At 36.2% G+C, this 17,496-nt stretch carries 16 protein-coding genes; 7 read left to right on the top strand and 9 right to left on the bottom strand.

Annotation, left to right across the window (positions count from 1 at the left end; all coding sequences use genetic code 11):
• Nucleotides 1–5: 5 nt before the first annotated feature.
• Nucleotides 6–947, bottom strand: coding sequence for a helix-turn-helix transcriptional regulator (locus MKO96_RS23385; RefSeq protein WP_276314253.1), 942 nt, complete (start codon nt 945–947; stop codon nt 6–8).
• 105 nt (nt 948–1,052) lie between these two features.
• Here MKO96_RS23385 and MKO96_RS23380 point away from each other — a divergent pair, with 105 nt between their 5' ends.
• Entirely contained in the window at nt 1,053–1,574 is a 522-nt protein-coding gene (locus MKO96_RS23380) for a dihydrofolate reductase family protein (protein WP_240588836.1), read from the top strand.
• Between the two features lie 19 nt (nt 1,575–1,593).
• Here the strand turns inward: MKO96_RS23380 and MKO96_RS23375 are convergent, their stop codons facing one another.
• Entirely contained in the window at nt 1,594–2,979 is a 1,386-nt protein-coding gene (locus tag MKO96_RS23375) for a sensor histidine kinase (RefSeq protein WP_240588835.1), read from the bottom strand.
• 11 nt (nt 2,980–2,990) lie between these two features.
• Nucleotides 2,991–3,668 (bottom strand): response regulator transcription factor, encoded by a 678-nt coding sequence (locus MKO96_RS23370; protein ID WP_240588834.1) that lies wholly within the window; start codon nt 3,666–3,668, stop codon nt 2,991–2,993.
• Between the two features lie 174 nt (nt 3,669–3,842).
• Here MKO96_RS23370 and MKO96_RS23365 point away from each other — a divergent pair, with 174 nt between their 5' ends.
• The 4 genes from MKO96_RS23365 to MKO96_RS23350 all read left to right on the top strand — a co-directional run bounded on the left by MKO96_RS23365 (nt 3,843) and on the right by MKO96_RS23350 (nt 7,675).
• Complete coding sequence (locus MKO96_RS23365) at nt 3,843–5,090, top strand: cell wall-binding repeat-containing protein (protein ID WP_240588833.1); 1,248 nt, start codon at nt 3,843–3,845, stop codon at nt 5,088–5,090.
• Nucleotides 5,091–5,398: 308 nt separating this feature from the next.
• Nucleotides 5,399–6,850, top strand: coding sequence for a SulP family inorganic anion transporter (locus MKO96_RS23360; RefSeq protein ID WP_240588832.1), 1,452 nt, complete (start codon nt 5,399–5,401; stop codon nt 6,848–6,850).
• Nucleotides 6,851–6,915: 65 nt separating this feature from the next.
• Entirely contained in the window at nt 6,916–7,338 is a 423-nt protein-coding gene (locus MKO96_RS23355; protein WP_048567094.1) for a universal stress protein, read from the top strand.
• Between the two features lie 211 nt (nt 7,339–7,549).
• Nucleotides 7,550–7,675, top strand: a complete 126-nt coding sequence (locus MKO96_RS23350; RefSeq protein ID WP_087979436.1) for a DUF4027 family protein — start codon at nt 7,550–7,552, stop codon at nt 7,673–7,675.
• A 100-nt stretch (nt 7,676–7,775) separates the two neighbouring features.
• On the opposite strand, the gene opp4A is transcribed toward MKO96_RS23350, so the two are convergent.
• The 6 genes from opp4A to glpT form a co-directional block, all read right to left on the bottom strand.
• Nucleotides 7,776–9,551, bottom strand: coding sequence for an oligopeptide ABC transporter substrate-binding protein (opp4A, locus tag MKO96_RS23345; protein WP_087979437.1), 1,776 nt, complete (start codon nt 9,549–9,551; stop codon nt 7,776–7,778).
• Between the two features lie 12 nt (nt 9,552–9,563).
• Nucleotides 9,564–10,469 (bottom strand): ABC transporter permease, encoded by a 906-nt coding sequence (locus tag MKO96_RS23340; protein WP_087979438.1) that lies wholly within the window; start codon nt 10,467–10,469, stop codon nt 9,564–9,566.
• A 17-nt stretch (nt 10,470–10,486) separates the two neighbouring features.
• Entirely contained in the window at nt 10,487–11,452 is a 966-nt protein-coding gene (gene opp4B, locus MKO96_RS23335; protein WP_087979439.1) for an oligopeptide ABC transporter permease, read from the bottom strand.
• Between the two features lie 14 nt (nt 11,453–11,466).
• Nucleotides 11,467–12,393, bottom strand: coding sequence for an ABC transporter ATP-binding protein (locus tag MKO96_RS23330; RefSeq protein ID WP_240588831.1), 927 nt, complete (start codon nt 12,391–12,393; stop codon nt 11,467–11,469).
• A complete protein-coding gene (locus MKO96_RS23325) occupies nt 12,380–13,399 on the bottom strand; it encodes an ABC transporter ATP-binding protein (RefSeq protein ID WP_240588830.1) in 1,020 nt (339 codons plus the stop codon). The genes MKO96_RS23330 and MKO96_RS23325 overlap by 14 nt, the downstream gene beginning before the upstream one ends.
• Nucleotides 13,400–13,683: 284 nt before the next feature.
• On the bottom strand, nt 13,684–15,033 hold the full coding sequence (gene glpT / locus MKO96_RS23320; RefSeq protein ID WP_087979441.1) for a glycerol-3-phosphate transporter: 1,350 nt from the start codon (nt 15,031–15,033) through the stop codon (nt 13,684–13,686).
• Between the two features lie 272 nt (nt 15,034–15,305).
• Here glpT and MKO96_RS23315 point away from each other — a divergent pair, with 272 nt between their 5' ends.
• Together MKO96_RS23315 and MKO96_RS23310 are read left to right on the top strand one after the other, a co-directional pair.
• Entirely contained in the window at nt 15,306–15,764 is a 459-nt protein-coding gene (locus MKO96_RS23315; protein ID WP_001132358.1) for a MarR family winged helix-turn-helix transcriptional regulator, read from the top strand.
• 19 nt (nt 15,765–15,783) lie between these two features.
• A complete protein-coding gene (locus MKO96_RS23310; protein ID WP_240588829.1) occupies nt 15,784–17,397 on the top strand; it encodes an MDR family MFS transporter in 1,614 nt (537 codons plus the stop codon).
• The last annotated feature ends 99 nt before the right edge of the window (nt 17,398–17,496 follow it).

The raw sequence follows: 17,496 nt of genomic DNA, 5'->3' as shown, positions 1-17,496 counted from the left end.
CTTTTTCAGTCTCCATACATATGTAAAACTTCTTTCGCACGCATACGTAAACCATCTATCAATTCTTTCGGTTCTAAAACTTTCGCATCTTTTCCAAGTCTATAAAATAAAGGAGTAATAAAGTTAATTTCACCTTTATCAATTGTTGAATGTATATATCCTGTCCCGTCTTCGTTTACTACCACAAATTCTTCAAGGTAAGGAACGCTTTTACATTGGCGTACGCCTTCTGTCGTTAATAAGACATGTAACTGGGTAGGAATGTGCACTACGTTAGAGCTCGAGTCGAACCATTCTTCTAAATTCATGAACGTATTTTCATTTTCTTCTGTTGATAATATAGAAAGAATACGATCAACGCGATACAGTAATACTTTTGTTCTGCTGAAGTCATAGGATGGTAAGTACCATAGCCCATCATGAGCGTATACACCGATAGGATGAACATGTTTTGTTTTTATCCCCGATTTAGATTCGTATTGAAAGTGTAAATTTTTATTTTCAATAGCCGCAGTTAACACTTCGTTTAAAAGAGGGGTATCAATTGTTCTCTTCGGATTCCAAAAAGCGATATAAGAACGTATTTTATCAACTTTCACTTTCGCATCATGTTGTAGAGAGCTATACAGTTTATGCGTAACGGAATTGATTTCTGTGTTAAATGGTAAGTCTCTGTAGTAGCTTAAAGACTGAAAAGCAAAAAAGATGGAGACTGCTTCTTCTTCCGTAAATAAAATAGGCGGAATGACTCTATTCGTTAATACTTTATATCCTCCGTTACGACCTTGTTCTGCGTAAATGGGTAATCCCATATCACTTAAATCTAAAATGTATCTATGGACAGTACGAACGGAGATATTAAATTCATCAGCTATTTCTTGAGCTGTAAATGTCTTTTTGGCAGAAGCAAATATAAGAATATCTAATAAGCGTTTAGCTTTTGACAAATGTATCACCTTTTTCTTTTTAACATGACATAAAGTGTCATGTTTTATTGTTAGTATATTGTTTACATCATATGTTATCAAGATGAGATGCAGGGAGGAAAAGATATGTCACGTGAAATAGTTTTATTTATTGCAGCGAGCTTAGATGGATATATTGCGAAAGAAAATGATGATTTACAGTGGTTAATGGAAACCGAAGGAGAGGGAGATAACGGTTATACAGAAATGTATGAAACGATTGATACAATAATTATGGGAAAGAAAACGTACGACTATGTAGTAGAGCATACAGACACATTCCCGTACTTAGATAAAGCATGTTATGTTTTTTCTCGTTCAAAAAAAGGTTCAGACGGAAACGTGGAGTTTGTAAATGAAGATGTAGTGGAGTTTACTAAAAGGTTAAAAGCACAAGAAGGATCTAAAATATGGATGGTCGGTGGAGGGAGTTTACTGAAAGAGTTCTTTAAGAATAATCTAATTGATGAATATATCGTTACGATTACACCGCATATATTAGGTTCTGGAGTTCCGTTATTTCAAGACAAGAATCCAGAAATTAATTTAACTTTAACGGATACGAAACGTTTTGGGCAATTTGTAAATTTATATTATAAAGTAAAATGATAAAGAAACACGACTACCATCAATAGTCGTGTTTTTGTATAGATGGTAATGAAATAATAAAGCGAGACCCATGATTGACTTCGCTCGTTACAGTAATATTCCCGCCGTGTAGTTCTACAATTTCTTTCACGATAGATAGTCCTAAACCAGTTCCGCCTGTAGCTCGTGATCTTGCTTTATCAACTCGATAAAAACGTTCGAAAATGTGAGGGAGGTCTTCAAGCGGAATACCTTCGCCTTCATCTTCAATTGTAATGGAGATACTTTTATGTTCTTCTGTAACAGAAATATTTATATGAGAATGTTCTTTTGAATGTCTATAAGCGTTATTTAAAATGTTTATTATAACTTGTTCAAATCGCTGTTCATCTAAGTTTACTACCAGTGTAGGAGGACAAGAGAAAGAAAGTTTAATGTATCTTTCTTTATACATAGCGTTAACTTTTTCGGCTATGCGAGTAAGGAAGGTGTGTAGATGTACTTCCTTTACTTGAATAGAAAAGTTATGTTGTTCCATTTGTGCAAGTGAAAATAAATCTTGAACTAAGTTCGTAATATAATCAGACTCATCTTTTATAATAGATAAATATCGCAAACGTTGCTCAGGAGATGTGGTTTCTTTTAAAGCGATGTCAGCATAACCTCTTACGTATGTTAACGGTGTTCGTAATTCATGAGCAACACTTGCCAAAAATTCACTTCGCTCTGTTTTCATATAATGTAAATCATTAGCGAGCGTTTGAATAGATGATGCTAGTTCACCAATCTCATCATTTCGACTAGTCGTTAACGAAACAGATAAATCGCCTTTACTCATTTTTTCAGTGGCATGTTTCATGTGTAACAATGGTTTTGTTAACAACCGTGATAATAGAAAGATGGTGATGGCTGTTAATAGAAACGTAATGACTCCGGCAATAATGAATTGTCTTGTTAGCCCGTTAACCATTTCCTCGATCGATTCTGTTCCGAGAAACATATATACGTAGCCTTCTGTTTTTCCTGCTACTATAATGGGGCTAACTGTACATATATAATTAGATGTTTTCCAATGATTTTCTATAATTGCTCCGTCATGATCTGTCCGTGTTTGCATCTTTTCAATATGCTTTTTTATAGTAGTATTTATTTCATTAGATTTAGCTAGCACGTCCTTATTTGCATTTGTAATAACGACAGTGGTTTCGGCTTCGGATTCCATTAGTGCAACATGGGAGATTGTTTGCTTATCAAAATACTTTTCAAGGACATCCCGGTGACTATTCCCGCGCTTTAATAAAGCTGTCATTTCTTCATGTACTCTATTGTTGACAAGGCTATAATAAAGCAAGACAAATAGAACACTTTCGATTAAAAGTGTAACAATTAAAAAATAAAATCCGAGTTGAATAGATATTCGCTTCATCGTTTTGCTCCTTACTCTAGAGTATCAACCCATCGATAGCCGACTCCGTAAACAGTTTTTAAATGGTGATCAATAGGGAAATTTACTTTTCGTAATTTATCACGCAAATTACGAATATGTGAATCGACTGTCCTATCTTCTGTATTTGTATTTAATCCCCAAATTCGTTCAATGAGCTGATCGCGGCTTAACACGTAATTCACATGATGTAAAAATAATCCGAGTAAAGAGAATTCGATTGGAGTGAGAAGAAGTTCTTCATTATAGACAGAAACGAAATGCTTTGCCTCATCCCATAAAATGCCGTGATATTGGATTTGCGCGTGTTGATTCGTTCGCCTTAAAACAGCTTCAATTCTTGCGAAAAGCTCTTCTTCATGGAAAGGTTTCGTTACATAATCATCCGCTCCAAGTTTTAACCCTTGGATAACATCTACCGTTTGATCACGAGCCGTTACCATAATGATGGGAACGTTACTAAAGGATCGAATTCTTTTGCACGTTTCCCACCCATCTATCTTTGGCATCATAATATCGAGTAAAACAAATTTGAAGTTTCGATTTTCTATATGTGAAATAGCTTCTTCCCCGGATACTGCACATACGCAGTTGTATCCGATTGGAGTAAGATAAAGCGTTAATAATTCAAGCATTCTCGGCTCATCATCTACGAGTAGTATATCGACCATAGAGTACCTCCGCATTTGTAGTTATTACTTAAATTGTAAGTCAAAATCATGAAGAAATGGTGCAGATTATCATGCATCTGCATAATTTCTTCAGAATTGCTTGTTATTGTAAAGTTGAAATTCCATTTCAGGTAATCATATTGGCTCAAAAATGATTCATACGGAGGCGGTATAGTGAAAAAAATGACCCGAATTTTTGGGATAACAATAATTACAGCAGTGGGTCTTGCTGCATGTGGACAAACGAACACTGATCATAAAAATCATGAATCTAAAGAAGTGAAAAAAGCAGAGAAAAAGGAAATGAAAATGAATCAGGAGGTAACTGCGCCGAAAGAAATGAGCGAAGGTGCATCGAATGATATATTAACGACAAGTTTAAAAAATGTAACGAGATTAAACACAAACGATCCTCTGCAAATGGCAGTACTAACTGCGCAAACGATATGGCCAGCAACGCATAAAGAGAATCAGCCAGGCGCTATTATTTTAGTACCAGTAAATGAGTGGCAATTAGGTATTGCGAGTGCGGATCTTATTCACCATCCGAATAATGGGCCGATTTTATTTATAGAAAAAGAAAAGGTACCTGAAATGACGTTAAAAGAAATACAAAGATTAAATCCGCTCGGAACGAAAGATGGAACACAAATTATGGTGATGGGGGATGTAGGTGCATCTATCCTTGAGCAATTAAAAGCATATAAAGTAAAGCAAATAAAAGAAACGGATCCAGCTATATTTGCTAAAGATGTGGATAAAGAATATGCCGATATAACAGGAAGCTACCCAAATAGTGTTATTATCGGTTCGTCTGAAGAAGAAGGACGTTTATATACAACACCAGCTGTAAATTGGATTTCTCATATGCCAGAACCGCTTTTATATACAGAAAAAGAAAAGGTGCCAGAAGCGACGATAGAGGCATTAAAGATGAGAAAAGATAAAGCGAATATATATGTATTAGGACCAGAAAAAATTATTTCAAAAGCAGTAGAAAAAGAGTTAAGTAAATATGGGAAAGTAACGCGTATTAGCGGGGAGACCCCGGTAGAGAATTCTATTGCATTTGCGCAATTTAAAGATGAAAAAACAAAATTTGGCTGGGGATTCACAAAGCCAGGTCATGGCGTGGCATTTGTTTCAAATAAAACACCAGATTTAGCAGTTGCGGGAGCGCCATTTTCACATATGGGTAAACATGCCCCTGTTATCTTGTTAGAGGAAGGAAAAGCTTCACAACCAGTGTACGACTTTCTTGCAAGCATTCAGCCAAAGTTTAAAGATGACCCAACGCTTGGGCCGTATAACCACGGCTTCTTATTAGGAAGTACGAGTGATATTTCATTTGAAACACAAGGTATACTGGATGAGAGGTTAGAGATTGTGCAAGAAAGCGGTCAAGGTCACGGTGGACATTAATAAAATGAGCAAAGGCGCTGCTAAGGTAGCGTCTTTTTCTGTAGGAAACTTTTACATAGCAAAAATCTCTCTACTCGTTATATAATAGCCTTCGTGCAGTCGGCTTAGATTTTCTTACGGAGAAAATCAAATGATAAAGTGAAACTTTAATCAGTGGGGGTTTTGTTCATCCCCCACTGATTATTAGTTGAACCAATCGGGCTTTTATGGGCAGTTGATCCCCACCTAACTTCTTTGCTTCCGCTGAATTTTGAGGTGGGGGTCTTACTGCCCGTTAATGCGGGATAAAAGAGTAGAGGAGTGGTATTTTGTTTCAAACGATAAAAAATGATTGGTTCTCCAACGTGAGAGGGGACGTGCTATCAGGAATTGTTGTCGCTTTAGCGTTAATTCCTGAAGCGATCGCTTTCTCTGTTATTGCAGGCGTGGATCCGACCGTTGGACTATACGCAGCCTTTTGTATTGCAGTTACCATTTCATTTGTTGGCGGAAGAACTGGGATGATTTCAGCTGCAACAGGTGCAATGGCATTATTGATGGTGACGCTCGTTAAGGATCATGGTTTGCAATACTTATTTGCTACAACAATATTAACCGGTATTGTCCAGATTATTTTTGGCGTGTTCAAACTGAGTTCATTTATGAAGTTTATTCCTAAATCTGTTATGAGTGGTTTTTTAAATTCACTTGGAATTTTAGTTTTTACAGCGCAATTGCCACATTTTAAAAATGCAACTTGGCAAATGTATGCACTGGTCGCATTAGGACTTGCAATTATATATGTATTTCCACGAATTACGACTGCTGTACCGTCTACACTTATTTCCATTATTATTGTGACAAGTATTGCACTTATGAGCGGATTACAGTTAAAAACAGTCGGAGATATGGGAAGCCTGCCGAAAGAATTACCGTTCTTTAACATTCCTGACGTGCCTTTTACACTTGAGACATTAGGGATCATTTTACCGTACGCAGTTATGCTTGCAATTATAGGTTTACTAGAGTCATTATTAACAGCTTCAGTTTTAGATGATATGACGCATACGGAAAGTAATAAACATAAAGAAGCACGTGGACAAGGTATTGCAAACATTGTCGCTGGTTTCTTCGGAGGAATGGCAGGGTGTGCAATGATTGGACAATCTGTTATTAATATTAAATCAGGTGGACGCGGTCGTTTATCGACATTTGTAGCAGGCGGGTTTTTAATCGTATTACTATTCGTTTTAGGTGATTATGTTGTTCATATTCCGATGGCAGCTTTAGTTGCAGTTATGATTATGGTTTCAATTGGAACATTTGATTGGAACTCTGTAACAACGATTCATAAAGTACCAAAAGGAAATGCATTTGTTATGAACGTAACAGTTGTGATTGTCCTAATTACACATAATTTAGCATTAGGTGTAATTATCGGAACAGTAATTAGTGCGGTTTTATTTGCATTCAATATGGCAAAGATTCACGTGAAACATTTATATATTGAAAATAAGAAAATATACGAAATTCATGGTCAACTTTTCTTTGCATCTACAGCAGACTTTATAAATAATTTTTTATTCAATGAAGATGTAAAAGAAATTGAGTTGAACTTTACTTATGCGCATATATGGGATGATTCCGCAGTAGCCGCAATTGATAAAGTTATCATGAAGTATGAACAAAGTGGCGTGAAAGTAAGTATAACGGGATTAAATGAACGAAGCTCGAAGATTATTTCAAATTTAGCTACTTATAGTAAAAGAATTGCTAGTTAGAAGCCTCCTTTTTAGGGGGCTTTATTATATAATACGGGTAGGATAACGAAAAGGGGATTCAGCATATGTACAAACAAATTATATTAGCATGTGACGGTTCTGAACATGCACTTCGAGCAGCGGAACATGCAACATATATTGCGAAATGTAGCGAAGAAACAAATGTTGAAGTTGTGTACGTAGTAGATAATAGAACGGCAAAATCAGATATTATACAAGGTCAAACAGATTTAGAAACAATATCGGCTAGTCGAAAAGATAAATTAAAAGAGATTGAAAGTTTATTAAAGAAAGAGAACATTTCCTACAAAATTACGATATTACATGGCGATCCAGGAGATACGCTCGTTCAATATGTGAATACAGGGGATATAGATCTTGTTATCGCTGGCAGTAGAGGGTTAAATACATTACAAGAAATGGTGCTTGGTAGTGTAAGCCATAAAATAGCAAAGCGTGTAAAATGCCCGGTGATGATTATAAAGTAAATTGAATGAGATATTTTGTAGTGTAAGCAAGACCTTGATATAATTCGAGGTCTTTTTTTGCGTATAAAGAGGGAGAGTGCGGACATACTAGATATATAAGTTTAAAGGGAAATCGTTAACTTACAAATTTGTAAGTTTTTTGTCAGAAAAATCGATGTTATGAAATTTTTCCCATTGGTAAAATAAGAGTATCAAAGGGGAGATAGGGAGGATGGAAGTAATGAAATCATTGCAACATTTATCATATAGTCAAGGGGTAAGCTTAATTTGTTTAGGAGGATTTGCTGCATCTGTTACGTTAGCTATTTTAATAAAGATGGTTCATCAAATCTTTTAATTTTAGAGTAGGGAAGGAATTGGTTGTTATTAATAGCAAGAGAAGGACTATAAATAAAAAATAGCTCCTGGCATGTATCTCAGCGCCAGGAGCTATTTTCTTATTTCTCTGTTTCGGCTTTATCACTTGTTACGCTAACGTTACCCCATTTATATTGATCCACTGGTGTATATTTATAATCTTTTACGCGATTATTTACACCTTTTAAGTCAAATTTATAATGAAGTGGAATTAATGGCACTTCATCATGAACTAATTTTTGCCATTTATCGTATACATCTTTACGGTACTTTTCATCAGCAGCTTTTGGAGAAATACCTTGTTTTAATAATTCTGTGTTTTTGTCAGTAGCCCAACGTGTGTAATTGAACGATGCGTCTTTAGCCCAAATACCAGAAGGGTCTGGATCAGATGCAGTTCCCCAAGCTGCCGCGAAAAGATCAACTTTTGGATCATCTTTTTTAATCATATCGTAGAATGAGTTGAATTCATGCAAGCGACCATCAAGAAGCTCAACTTTTAGACCGATGTCTTTCCAAGATTGAATAAAGAATTTTGCAAGTGGTTCACTTACATCGCTACCACTCATTGATAAGAAATTAGCTTTAAATTCTTTACCATTCGGATCTTCGCGGAATCCATCCCCGTTCGTATCTTTATAGCCAGCTTCATCTAATAACTTTTTAGCTTTCTCTACATCTTTATCATAGGCACCAATTTTATTGTTATGATATTTTGGTAGAGATGGTGGGATTGGTGAGTTAGCCGGATAACGTAGGCCGTGATATAATTTTTCACCAATTTCTTTTCGATCAATAGCATACGCCATCGCCTGACGTACACGAACATCTTTAAATTTCTCTTTATCCATCACTACTTCTTCTTTTTCTTTATCCATATGGCCTAATTTAAAGCCGATATAACTATAGTATAAATCGGTTTTACCGACTAATTGTGCATTTTTTAATTTACTTACATTTGGATACTGATCGGCACTTACTTCAGCAATGTCAATATCGCCATTTTTTAAGGACGCGTTAACAACGGAAGGGTTAACAACTTTTAAAACCATGCTTTTCAGCTTTGGTTTTCCGCCATAATAGTCATCAAAACGTTCGAATTCAACGGATTCTCCAGGAGTAATTTTTTTCACTTTAAAAGGTCCGAAACCAATTGGGTTTTTACGGATTTTATCAGATTCTGCTAATTTATCGATTGGTACATCTCCTAAATATTTCTTATGAAGAGGGTATGCCCAAAGCCCAGTTTTCACTGAAGGATTCGGCTCTTTATATGTAATCGAAATTGTTTTTGGATCCGTTACTTTTATACCTGAAATTTTGTCAGCTTTTCCATTGTGGTAATCTTCCATACCTTCAATCATTTGCATTTGAGTGTCATAGCGAGAACCGGCATATTGTTTGCTACCAATTACAAGATAAGAATATTCTAAATCCTCTGCAGTAACAGGATTTCCATCATGCCATTTTACATTATCTTTAATTTTCAGTGTAATTGTCTTTTTATCTTTAGAAATTTCATATGTAGCAGCACCATCATTCGTGTATTCCCAGTTTTCGTCATTTGATAATAAAGATTCATCGAAAATGGTAATGACTTGGTTATCAGGATCTCCTTCATATACAGCGAAGTTCAAAAGTCCTTCAAATGGTGTGTTAGAAACAAGACCATATGTTAATGAACCATCTTTAATTTCCTTTTTATCATTTTTAACAGATGCACTAAATTTATTTGTATCTACTTTTTTTGTGCTGCTCGTTTTTTCACTACCACCACTGCCCCCACATGCTGAAAGTAGTAATGTTGAAACCGCAAGTGTACTTAATACTTTGAAAAACTTTGGCTTATTTGTCATTTCTTCCACCCCTTATCCTTTTCTTTGTCTTGCGTCAGCCGAACGGCGTAGCGCTTGACCAATAAAATTTATACACAGCATCAATGTTAAAATCATGACTGATGCGGGTAACCAAATCCACCATTTCTCTTGTAATACATCTGGATTTCTAGCATAACTAACAAGTGTACCAAGGCTTGGTGTACTTTCTGGTAGACCAAATCCTAAGAAAGTTAGACCAGATTCAATACCGATGTTTCCAGCAAGGTTTAATGTAATACTAACAATGATAATGGAACTTAAGTTAGGTAGTACTTGGAAAAGGATGATTTTCCAGTTTGGTGTTCCTAAAGTTTTAGATGCAGAGACATAATCTAGTTCTTTTTCAGTTAATACTTTTGAGCGAATTAATCTTGCCTTTCCTGTCCATAAGAACACGCTCATAATTAAAATGAAAGTAAAGATATTGAATGTAGGAACAAGTGTAATAAATACAATTACAAGCATTAAAAATGGTAAAACCATAACAAAGTCGATAATGCGCATAATGATATTATCAATAGCTCCTCCAAAATAACCGGCAATTAATCCAATCGAAAGGCCAATTAAACAAGAAAGAATAGTAATTGCTAATCCAATTGTAAATGAGTTACGTGTACCAATAATAAGTTGGCCGAAAATATCGCGTCCTCCGTAATCTGTTCCTAACCAATGTTCAGCAGAGGGAGGAGCATAAATAGCGAATAAATCAACTCGTACAATATCTTCTTGTTTCATAATAAAAGATGTTGCGTAGACTGCTAGTAATAAGATTGCTAGGAAAACAAGTGAAAACATTGCTAATTTATCTTTACGAAGTTCTCGCCACATAATAGAGAAACCAGAAGGGCTTTTTTCGTAATGAACAACTTCAGTTTGTTTTTCAGGGTTTGCTAACATAACGTCTGCTCCTTTCTTTAATCAATACGAATACGTGGATCGACGATGCTTAGAATAATATCTGAAAGGAGAGTTCCAAGTAACGTTGCAAATCCAGTAAACATAACGAGTGCAGTTATTACACTAAAATCGCGTTGAGAGATGGATTGTATAAATAGTTGTCCAATTCCTGGATAGCTAAAAATACTTTCTAAAAAGATGGCACCGCCAACTAATCCTGTAATTTCATAGCCTAAGAAGGCTGCAATTGGTAAGAATGAATTTCGTAAAATATGTCTAGAATAGATTTTTGATTCTGGAACCCCTTTTGCTCTTACTGTACGAACAAAATCTTTATGTTTCGTATCGATAATTTCGCTTCGTAAATATTGAACTGTACCAACTGTTGCAATTAATGCGCCGGATAGAGCTGGTAATAGAAGGTGGTTCAATTTGCTTAAATAGTAAGCAAATGTACCTGTTGCAACTTGAGGATCTACGCTACCACCGGTTGGGAATATTGCAAACTTAAATCCGAATAGGAAGAGCATAATTAATGCAAATATAAATAGTGGTGTAGCAAATCCTAGATAGTTGTAAATGGTAATAAGTCGATCAGCCCATGTATCATTCCACCGCCCACTTATAACGCCTAGTGGTATGGCAATTAAATAAGTAAGAATAAGAATGACAAGTGCTAAAGATACTGTATTTCCAAGTCGTTCTCCAATTAGATCGGTTACTTTCATTTTATGTGCATAGGAAATACCGAAGTCACCTTGGACGGCATTTTTAATCCAGCGAACATATTGTGTTGGAACTGGGTCATTTAATCCAAGCTTTTCACGTTGTTCTTCAATCACTTTTGGATCCGCTTTTGGATTCATTGCTCTGCCAGTTAAGGCATCACCTGGCATTGCTTTAGCTAGTAAAAAGACAAGTACACTTAACACGAATAATTGCGGGATCATCACTAAAAATCTCCGTAATATAAACTTCCACATGTTTTATCACTCCCTTATGGTAATGCCACCCGGTGCGTTGGCGAGATTGCTTTTAAGTCATAAGCACGACCGTTTTCATTGAAATAATTTTCGTATGATTTCTCGTATTCAGAGCTTACTTGTTGACGGAGCTTACGTTGTCTCTCTCTGTTTTCAGGACGAATATCAGGAATTGCTGATATTAGGCGCTTCGTATAAATATGCTGTGGATTGTTATAAATTTCAGCACTAGTTGCTTCTTCCACAATGCGCCCGCGATACATAACACCGATACGGTCACACATATGGCGAATTACACCTAAATCATGACTGATAAATAAGTACGTTAGTCCAAGTTCAGATTGTAAATCTTGTAAAAAATTTAAAACCTGAGCTTGTACAGAAACATCTAGTGCTGATACAGGTTCATCAGCGATAATAAGCTTCGGTTTTAACGTCAGAGCGCGTGCAATACCAATCCGCTGCCTTTGCCCACCGGAAAATTCATGTGGATATTTATAAATTGACTCTGGATTTAGACCAACTTTATCAAGATATTCTTGAACCGCTCTACGTTCTTCATCAGGTGAGAACTTCTCAAAATTTCGAAGAGGCTCAGCAATAATGTCGAGAACACGTTTCTTCGGATTTAACGATGAATACGGATCTTGGAAAATCATTTGAATATCTTTTCGTTGTTCACGTAGCTCAGAGCGACTTAATTTTGTTAAATCTCTATTATTAAAATGAATGCTACCCTCTGTTGCTTTCGTTAAATGCATAATTGCTTTACCCGTTGTTGATTTGCCACTTCCTGATTCACCAACAATCCCGTATGTTTCACCCGATTGTAATTCAAAACTTACACCATCGACAGCACGCACGTAATCTAATGTGCGGCCGAAGAAACCACCTTTAATTGGAAAATGCACTTTTAAATCTTCTACTTTAAGCAGTGCCATGAGCTACGTCATCTCCTTTCTTATCTTGGAAGTTGAAATGCTTGTGGCAAGTACAACGTACCCAATGGTCTGGTTTTACTTCATGTAAAATTGGATTTTCCTCGTGTTGATCAGGTCTAATCCATGGAATTCGAGCTTGGAAACGGCAACCTGTGCGAGGAAGCTTCGCTAAAGAAGGAACGACCCCTTGAATTACATGCAATTTTTCTTTTTCACCATACGCAGATGGAATGGAGTTTAATAGAGAACGAGTATATGGGTGAAGAGGGTTGTTAAAAATCTCTTCAACTTTTCCTGTCTCTACAACTTGTCCAGCGTACATAACGACGATACGATCGGCTGTTTCTGCGACAACACTTAAATCATGAGTAATTAAAATGATGCCCATTTTCGTTTGTTCTTGAATAGATTTTAGTAAGTCTAAAATTTGTGCTTGGATGGTTACGTCAAGAGCCGTTGTTGGCTCATCCGCAATAATGAGTGCTGGGTTACAAGCAATTGCAATTGCGATAACAATTCTTTGTCTCATTCCGCCAGATAATTCGTGTGGGTATTGTTTATATGTAAGTTCTGGTTTTGGAATACCAACTTGATGAAGTAGTTCTAAGGTGCGCTCTTTTTTTTCAACTTTTGAAAGGCTTGTGTGGTAGTCTAAGTTTTCTTCGATTTGTTTTCCAACTGTCATCAGAGGATCGAGTGCTGTAAGAGGTTCTTGGAAAATCATACCGATGTTTGATCCGCGTACTTTATTCATCTCTGCGGCTGACATAGTTAGTAGATCCTTATCTCTATAGTTAAGCTGCCCTTGTAATTTTGTATTTGCTTCATTATGCAGTCGCATAATAGAAAGGGCAAGTGCACTTTTTCCGCAACCTGATTCACCAACTATCGCGACAATTTCATTTTCATGGACAGTTAACGAAACATCATCAACTGCGGCATGATAGTGATCTTGTATGCGAAAGGAAGTCTGTAAGTTTTCAATGCGAAGAAGTGGATTCTTCATGGCTATCCCTCCATCTTTTCTGAAAAGACTAAATATTTTGTATGTTGTTGTTATTTTAATATAAATTGACAATGTTTGACAAGCATAAGTTGAGAAAATATTCAAAAATCTTTTTATACAAAAATTGAATGCAGTTGTATTAGTAGTTGAAGTGTTTTGGAAACGCTAACATATATGTGAGAGGGAAATAAATCTTTTGTAAGAAAAAAGTATTATATGTAGAAAAAAGAGAGGTGTTCTGGAAAGAACAGTCTCTCTTTTTTTGATAAGAATAATATTAGTACTTAAGCTTGTTTTGTTTTTGCAGACCCTGTCTTTAAAGTAAGAGCAAGGAAGAACATTGCAAGTACACAAGATACAAGTAATAAGATGAATCCGCCATCCCATCCGAATGCATCGACGATAAAGCCCATAGCTGCGCTAGCAAAAGTAGCTCCACCTAGGTAACCGAAGAACCCAGTTAAACCAGCTGCAGTTCCAGCAGCTTTTTTTGGTGCCAAGTCTAGTGCGTGTAGGCCGATTAACATAACAGGTCCATAAATTAAAAATCCAATTGCGACAAGTGCGATACTATCAACCATTGGATTACCAGGAGGATTTAGCCAGTAAACAAGAACGGCGATAAATACACCAACCATAAATAAAATACCAGCAGGTGCGCGGCGTCCTTTAAACAGTTTATCACTCATCCATCCGCAAAGAAGTGTACCTGGAATACCAGCCCATTCGTATAGAGCATAAGCTGTGCGAGAGCTACTATGAGTAAAACTCTTTTCCTCTACTAAATAAGTAGGAGCCCAGTCTACAACGCCGTAACGTACGAAATAAACGAAAACGTTCGCGATAGCAATGTACCATAAAAATTTATTGTTTAGTACGTATGTAAATAAAATTTCTTTTACTGAAAGTTCGCGTTCTCGATCTTTTACTTTTTCATCTGCTGGATATTCTCCAGTATGTTCTTCAATAGAAGGTAATCCACAAGATTGAGGTGTATCTCTCATCGTAATTAATACATAAATACCAACTAAAATTGAAAGAATACCTGGGAAGTAAAAAATACTATGCCAGTCATTTGCAAAGAAATATAACCCTAATGTTACAAGAGAAGGCATAAGTGCGCCACCGACATTATGAGCGACGTTCCAAATAGACATTTTTGTACCACGTTCACTAATAGAGAACCAGTGAACCATCGTACGACCACAAGGAGGCCAGCCCATACCTTGTACCCATCCATTTAAAAACTGAAGGACAAACATAAGTATAATGCTCGTTGTAATAAAAGAAAATGAGCCGAAAATAATATTAATGATACCTGATAAAAATAGCCCAGCTGCTAAAAAGTAGCGAGGATTACAACGGTCGGATACGATACCCATAAGAAATTTGCTTAATCCGTAAGCGATAGAAACTGCTGAAAGGATAACCCCGAGTTCCCCTTTACTAAAGCCTTGTTCGATTAAGTATGGCATTGCTAGTGAAAAGTTTTTTCGAACAAAGTAGTAACCTGCATAGCCGATGAAGATACCCAAGAATACTTGTAAACGTAATTTACGGTATTCGCTATCAACGCGATCAGCTGGTAAGCGTTCCGCGTGGGGTGCAGGTTTAAATAATTGTGTGAAAAACATAAAATGAAAATCCTCCCCTAATGAATTTGAAATGTTGTAAGTCAGAGAGAATATAAAAAGGCCATGAAATATAAAAAAGTTTCCTTTTTTATGATTCATAGCCGTATACTCCGATTCTCCGTGACTGTCAATATTAACTTCGTCGAAAATTATACAACTTTGTGACAAAAATGTAAACGTTTTTATAAATAAAAAGTGTTGACGGATTTTGTTCGTGGGATTAATATTTAAATACGTTAAATATTTTATTGCTTAAATAAGAGGTGGATAACATGCCAAATGATATGACGCATATCGATAAAATTCAAGCTCTTGCCTTTTCGATTGGAAAGAAAATGCAGACGGAGTTATTAGAACAAATGCAAGCAACAGGACTTACACCACCGCAGTTTTATATTTTAAAGATTTTAGATCATTACGGTGCTTCAAGAGCGACAAAATTAGCAAAAAAGATGTATGTAAAGCCTAGTGCAATTACAGTGATGATTGATCGCCTAATTGACCAAGAGCTAGTAGAACGCTATCACGACAAAGATGACCGTCGTGTTGTCATCATTGAGTTAACAAAGAAAGGGAAAGCTAGAGTAGAAGAGGCAATGACCGCTCGTAATGAGCATATTGCAAAATATTTTTCACATTTAGAGTTACAAGAAAGAGAAGATTTATTACGTCTTTTCGAGAAGTTAGAAACAATTATTTGCGGGACACAAGAGAAAAAAGAGAATAACTAAGAGGAATTGAGGAGATTACATGGAGCAACAAGAAAACATAAATAGAAAGTTGTTGTTAATTGGTTTAATAATCGCGATGCTATTTGCTGCATTAGATGGAACAATTGTTGGTACAGCAATGCCGCGTATCGTCGGTGAACTAGGCGGATTAAGCTTAATGACGTGGTTAACAACAGCTTATATGTTAACATCAACGACAGTTGTACCAATTGCAGGTAAATTAGCGGATTTACTTGGCCGTCGTAACGTATATATTACGGGACTAGTTATCTTTATGGTTGGTTCGGCGTTATGTGGTATGGCAAATGGTATGACAGAATTAATTATTTTCCGTGGTATTCAAGGGCTTGGTGGCGGTATTATGATGCCAATGGCTATGATTATTATCGGAGATATGTTTACGGGAAAAGAACGTGCGAAATGGCAAGGTATTTTTGGTGCGTTATACGGTCTTGCTTCTGTAATTGGACCACAAGTGGGTGGCTGGATTGTAGACGCAGTGAACTGGAGATGGGTATTCTACATTAACTTGCCAGTTGGTATTTTAGCAACAATCTTTATTGCAATGGGATTAAAGTCACATAAACAAACAGGACCGATCAAAATTGATATCGCTGGAATCTTTACGATGATTCTCGGTGTTGTAAGTTTATTACTTGCATTAACGTTTGGTGGAAAAGATTACCCATGGGATTCTTGGCAAATTATCGGATTATTTGCATTAGCTCTAATTGGTATTGTTAGCTTTATTATCGTTGAAACGAAAGCAGAAGAACCGATTTTACCAATGCATTTCTTTAAAAATCGCACGTTTACGATACTGAATGCGATTGGTTTCTTTATGAGTATCGGAATGTTTGGTGCGATTATGTTCGTACCATTCTTCATGCAAGGAATTGTAGGAGTAAGTGCTGCTGAATCAGGAACAATCATGACACCGATGATGATTACAATGATTGTGATGAGTATTATCGGTGGTCAACTTGTATTAAAAGTTGGTGTGAAACCACAAATTATTACAGGGATGCTTATTATGGCTGGTGGTTTCTGGTTATTAACAACGATGGATATGCACACGACTAAACTTACTGCTACTTCTTATATGATGGTTATCGGTTTAGGCATGGGTCTTGTAATGCCAACATTAACATTAGCGTTACAAGAAAGCTTTCCGAAAAAAGATCTTGGTGTCGTAACATCATCAAGTCAGTTCTTCCGTCAAATCGGTGGAACATTTGGTATTACAATTTTAGGGTCAATCATGAATAACACTTCAGGTACAACATTAACAAATAAATTAGTACCTGTATTAGATACGTTCCCGAAAGAAGCGGGACAAATGGTAACGAAGTTTAAAGATATGATTCATACAGACCCACAAGGTTTATATTCGATGCTATTTAGTCCAGAGGCATTAAAACAAATGCCAGAAGCATTCGCTAACAGCATTGTACCAATTTTGAAAAACTCTTTAGTAGACTCACTTCATACTGTATTCTTAACAGGATTAGTATTCATTGTAGTGGGTGCTATCTTTACGATTTTCTTACAGAAGATTAAACTATCAGATCGTAAAAAAGACGCTGAAGAGCCTTCTGTAGAAGAAAAAGAACAAACTGTATCATATTCGTAATGAAAAAGCATCGCCTTATGGCGGTGCTTTTTTGAGTATAACCTTAAAAGCTTTTTTGTGAGAAATGATTGACGTATTTCTAGAAATACGTTATATTAT

Source organism: Bacillus sp. ES1-5 (assembly GCF_022487605.1).
GTDB classification, from domain to species: Bacteria; Bacillota; Bacilli; order Bacillales; family Bacillaceae_G; genus Bacillus_A; species Bacillus_A wiedmannii.
This window is presented reverse-complemented; position numbering and strand designations above follow the sequence as displayed.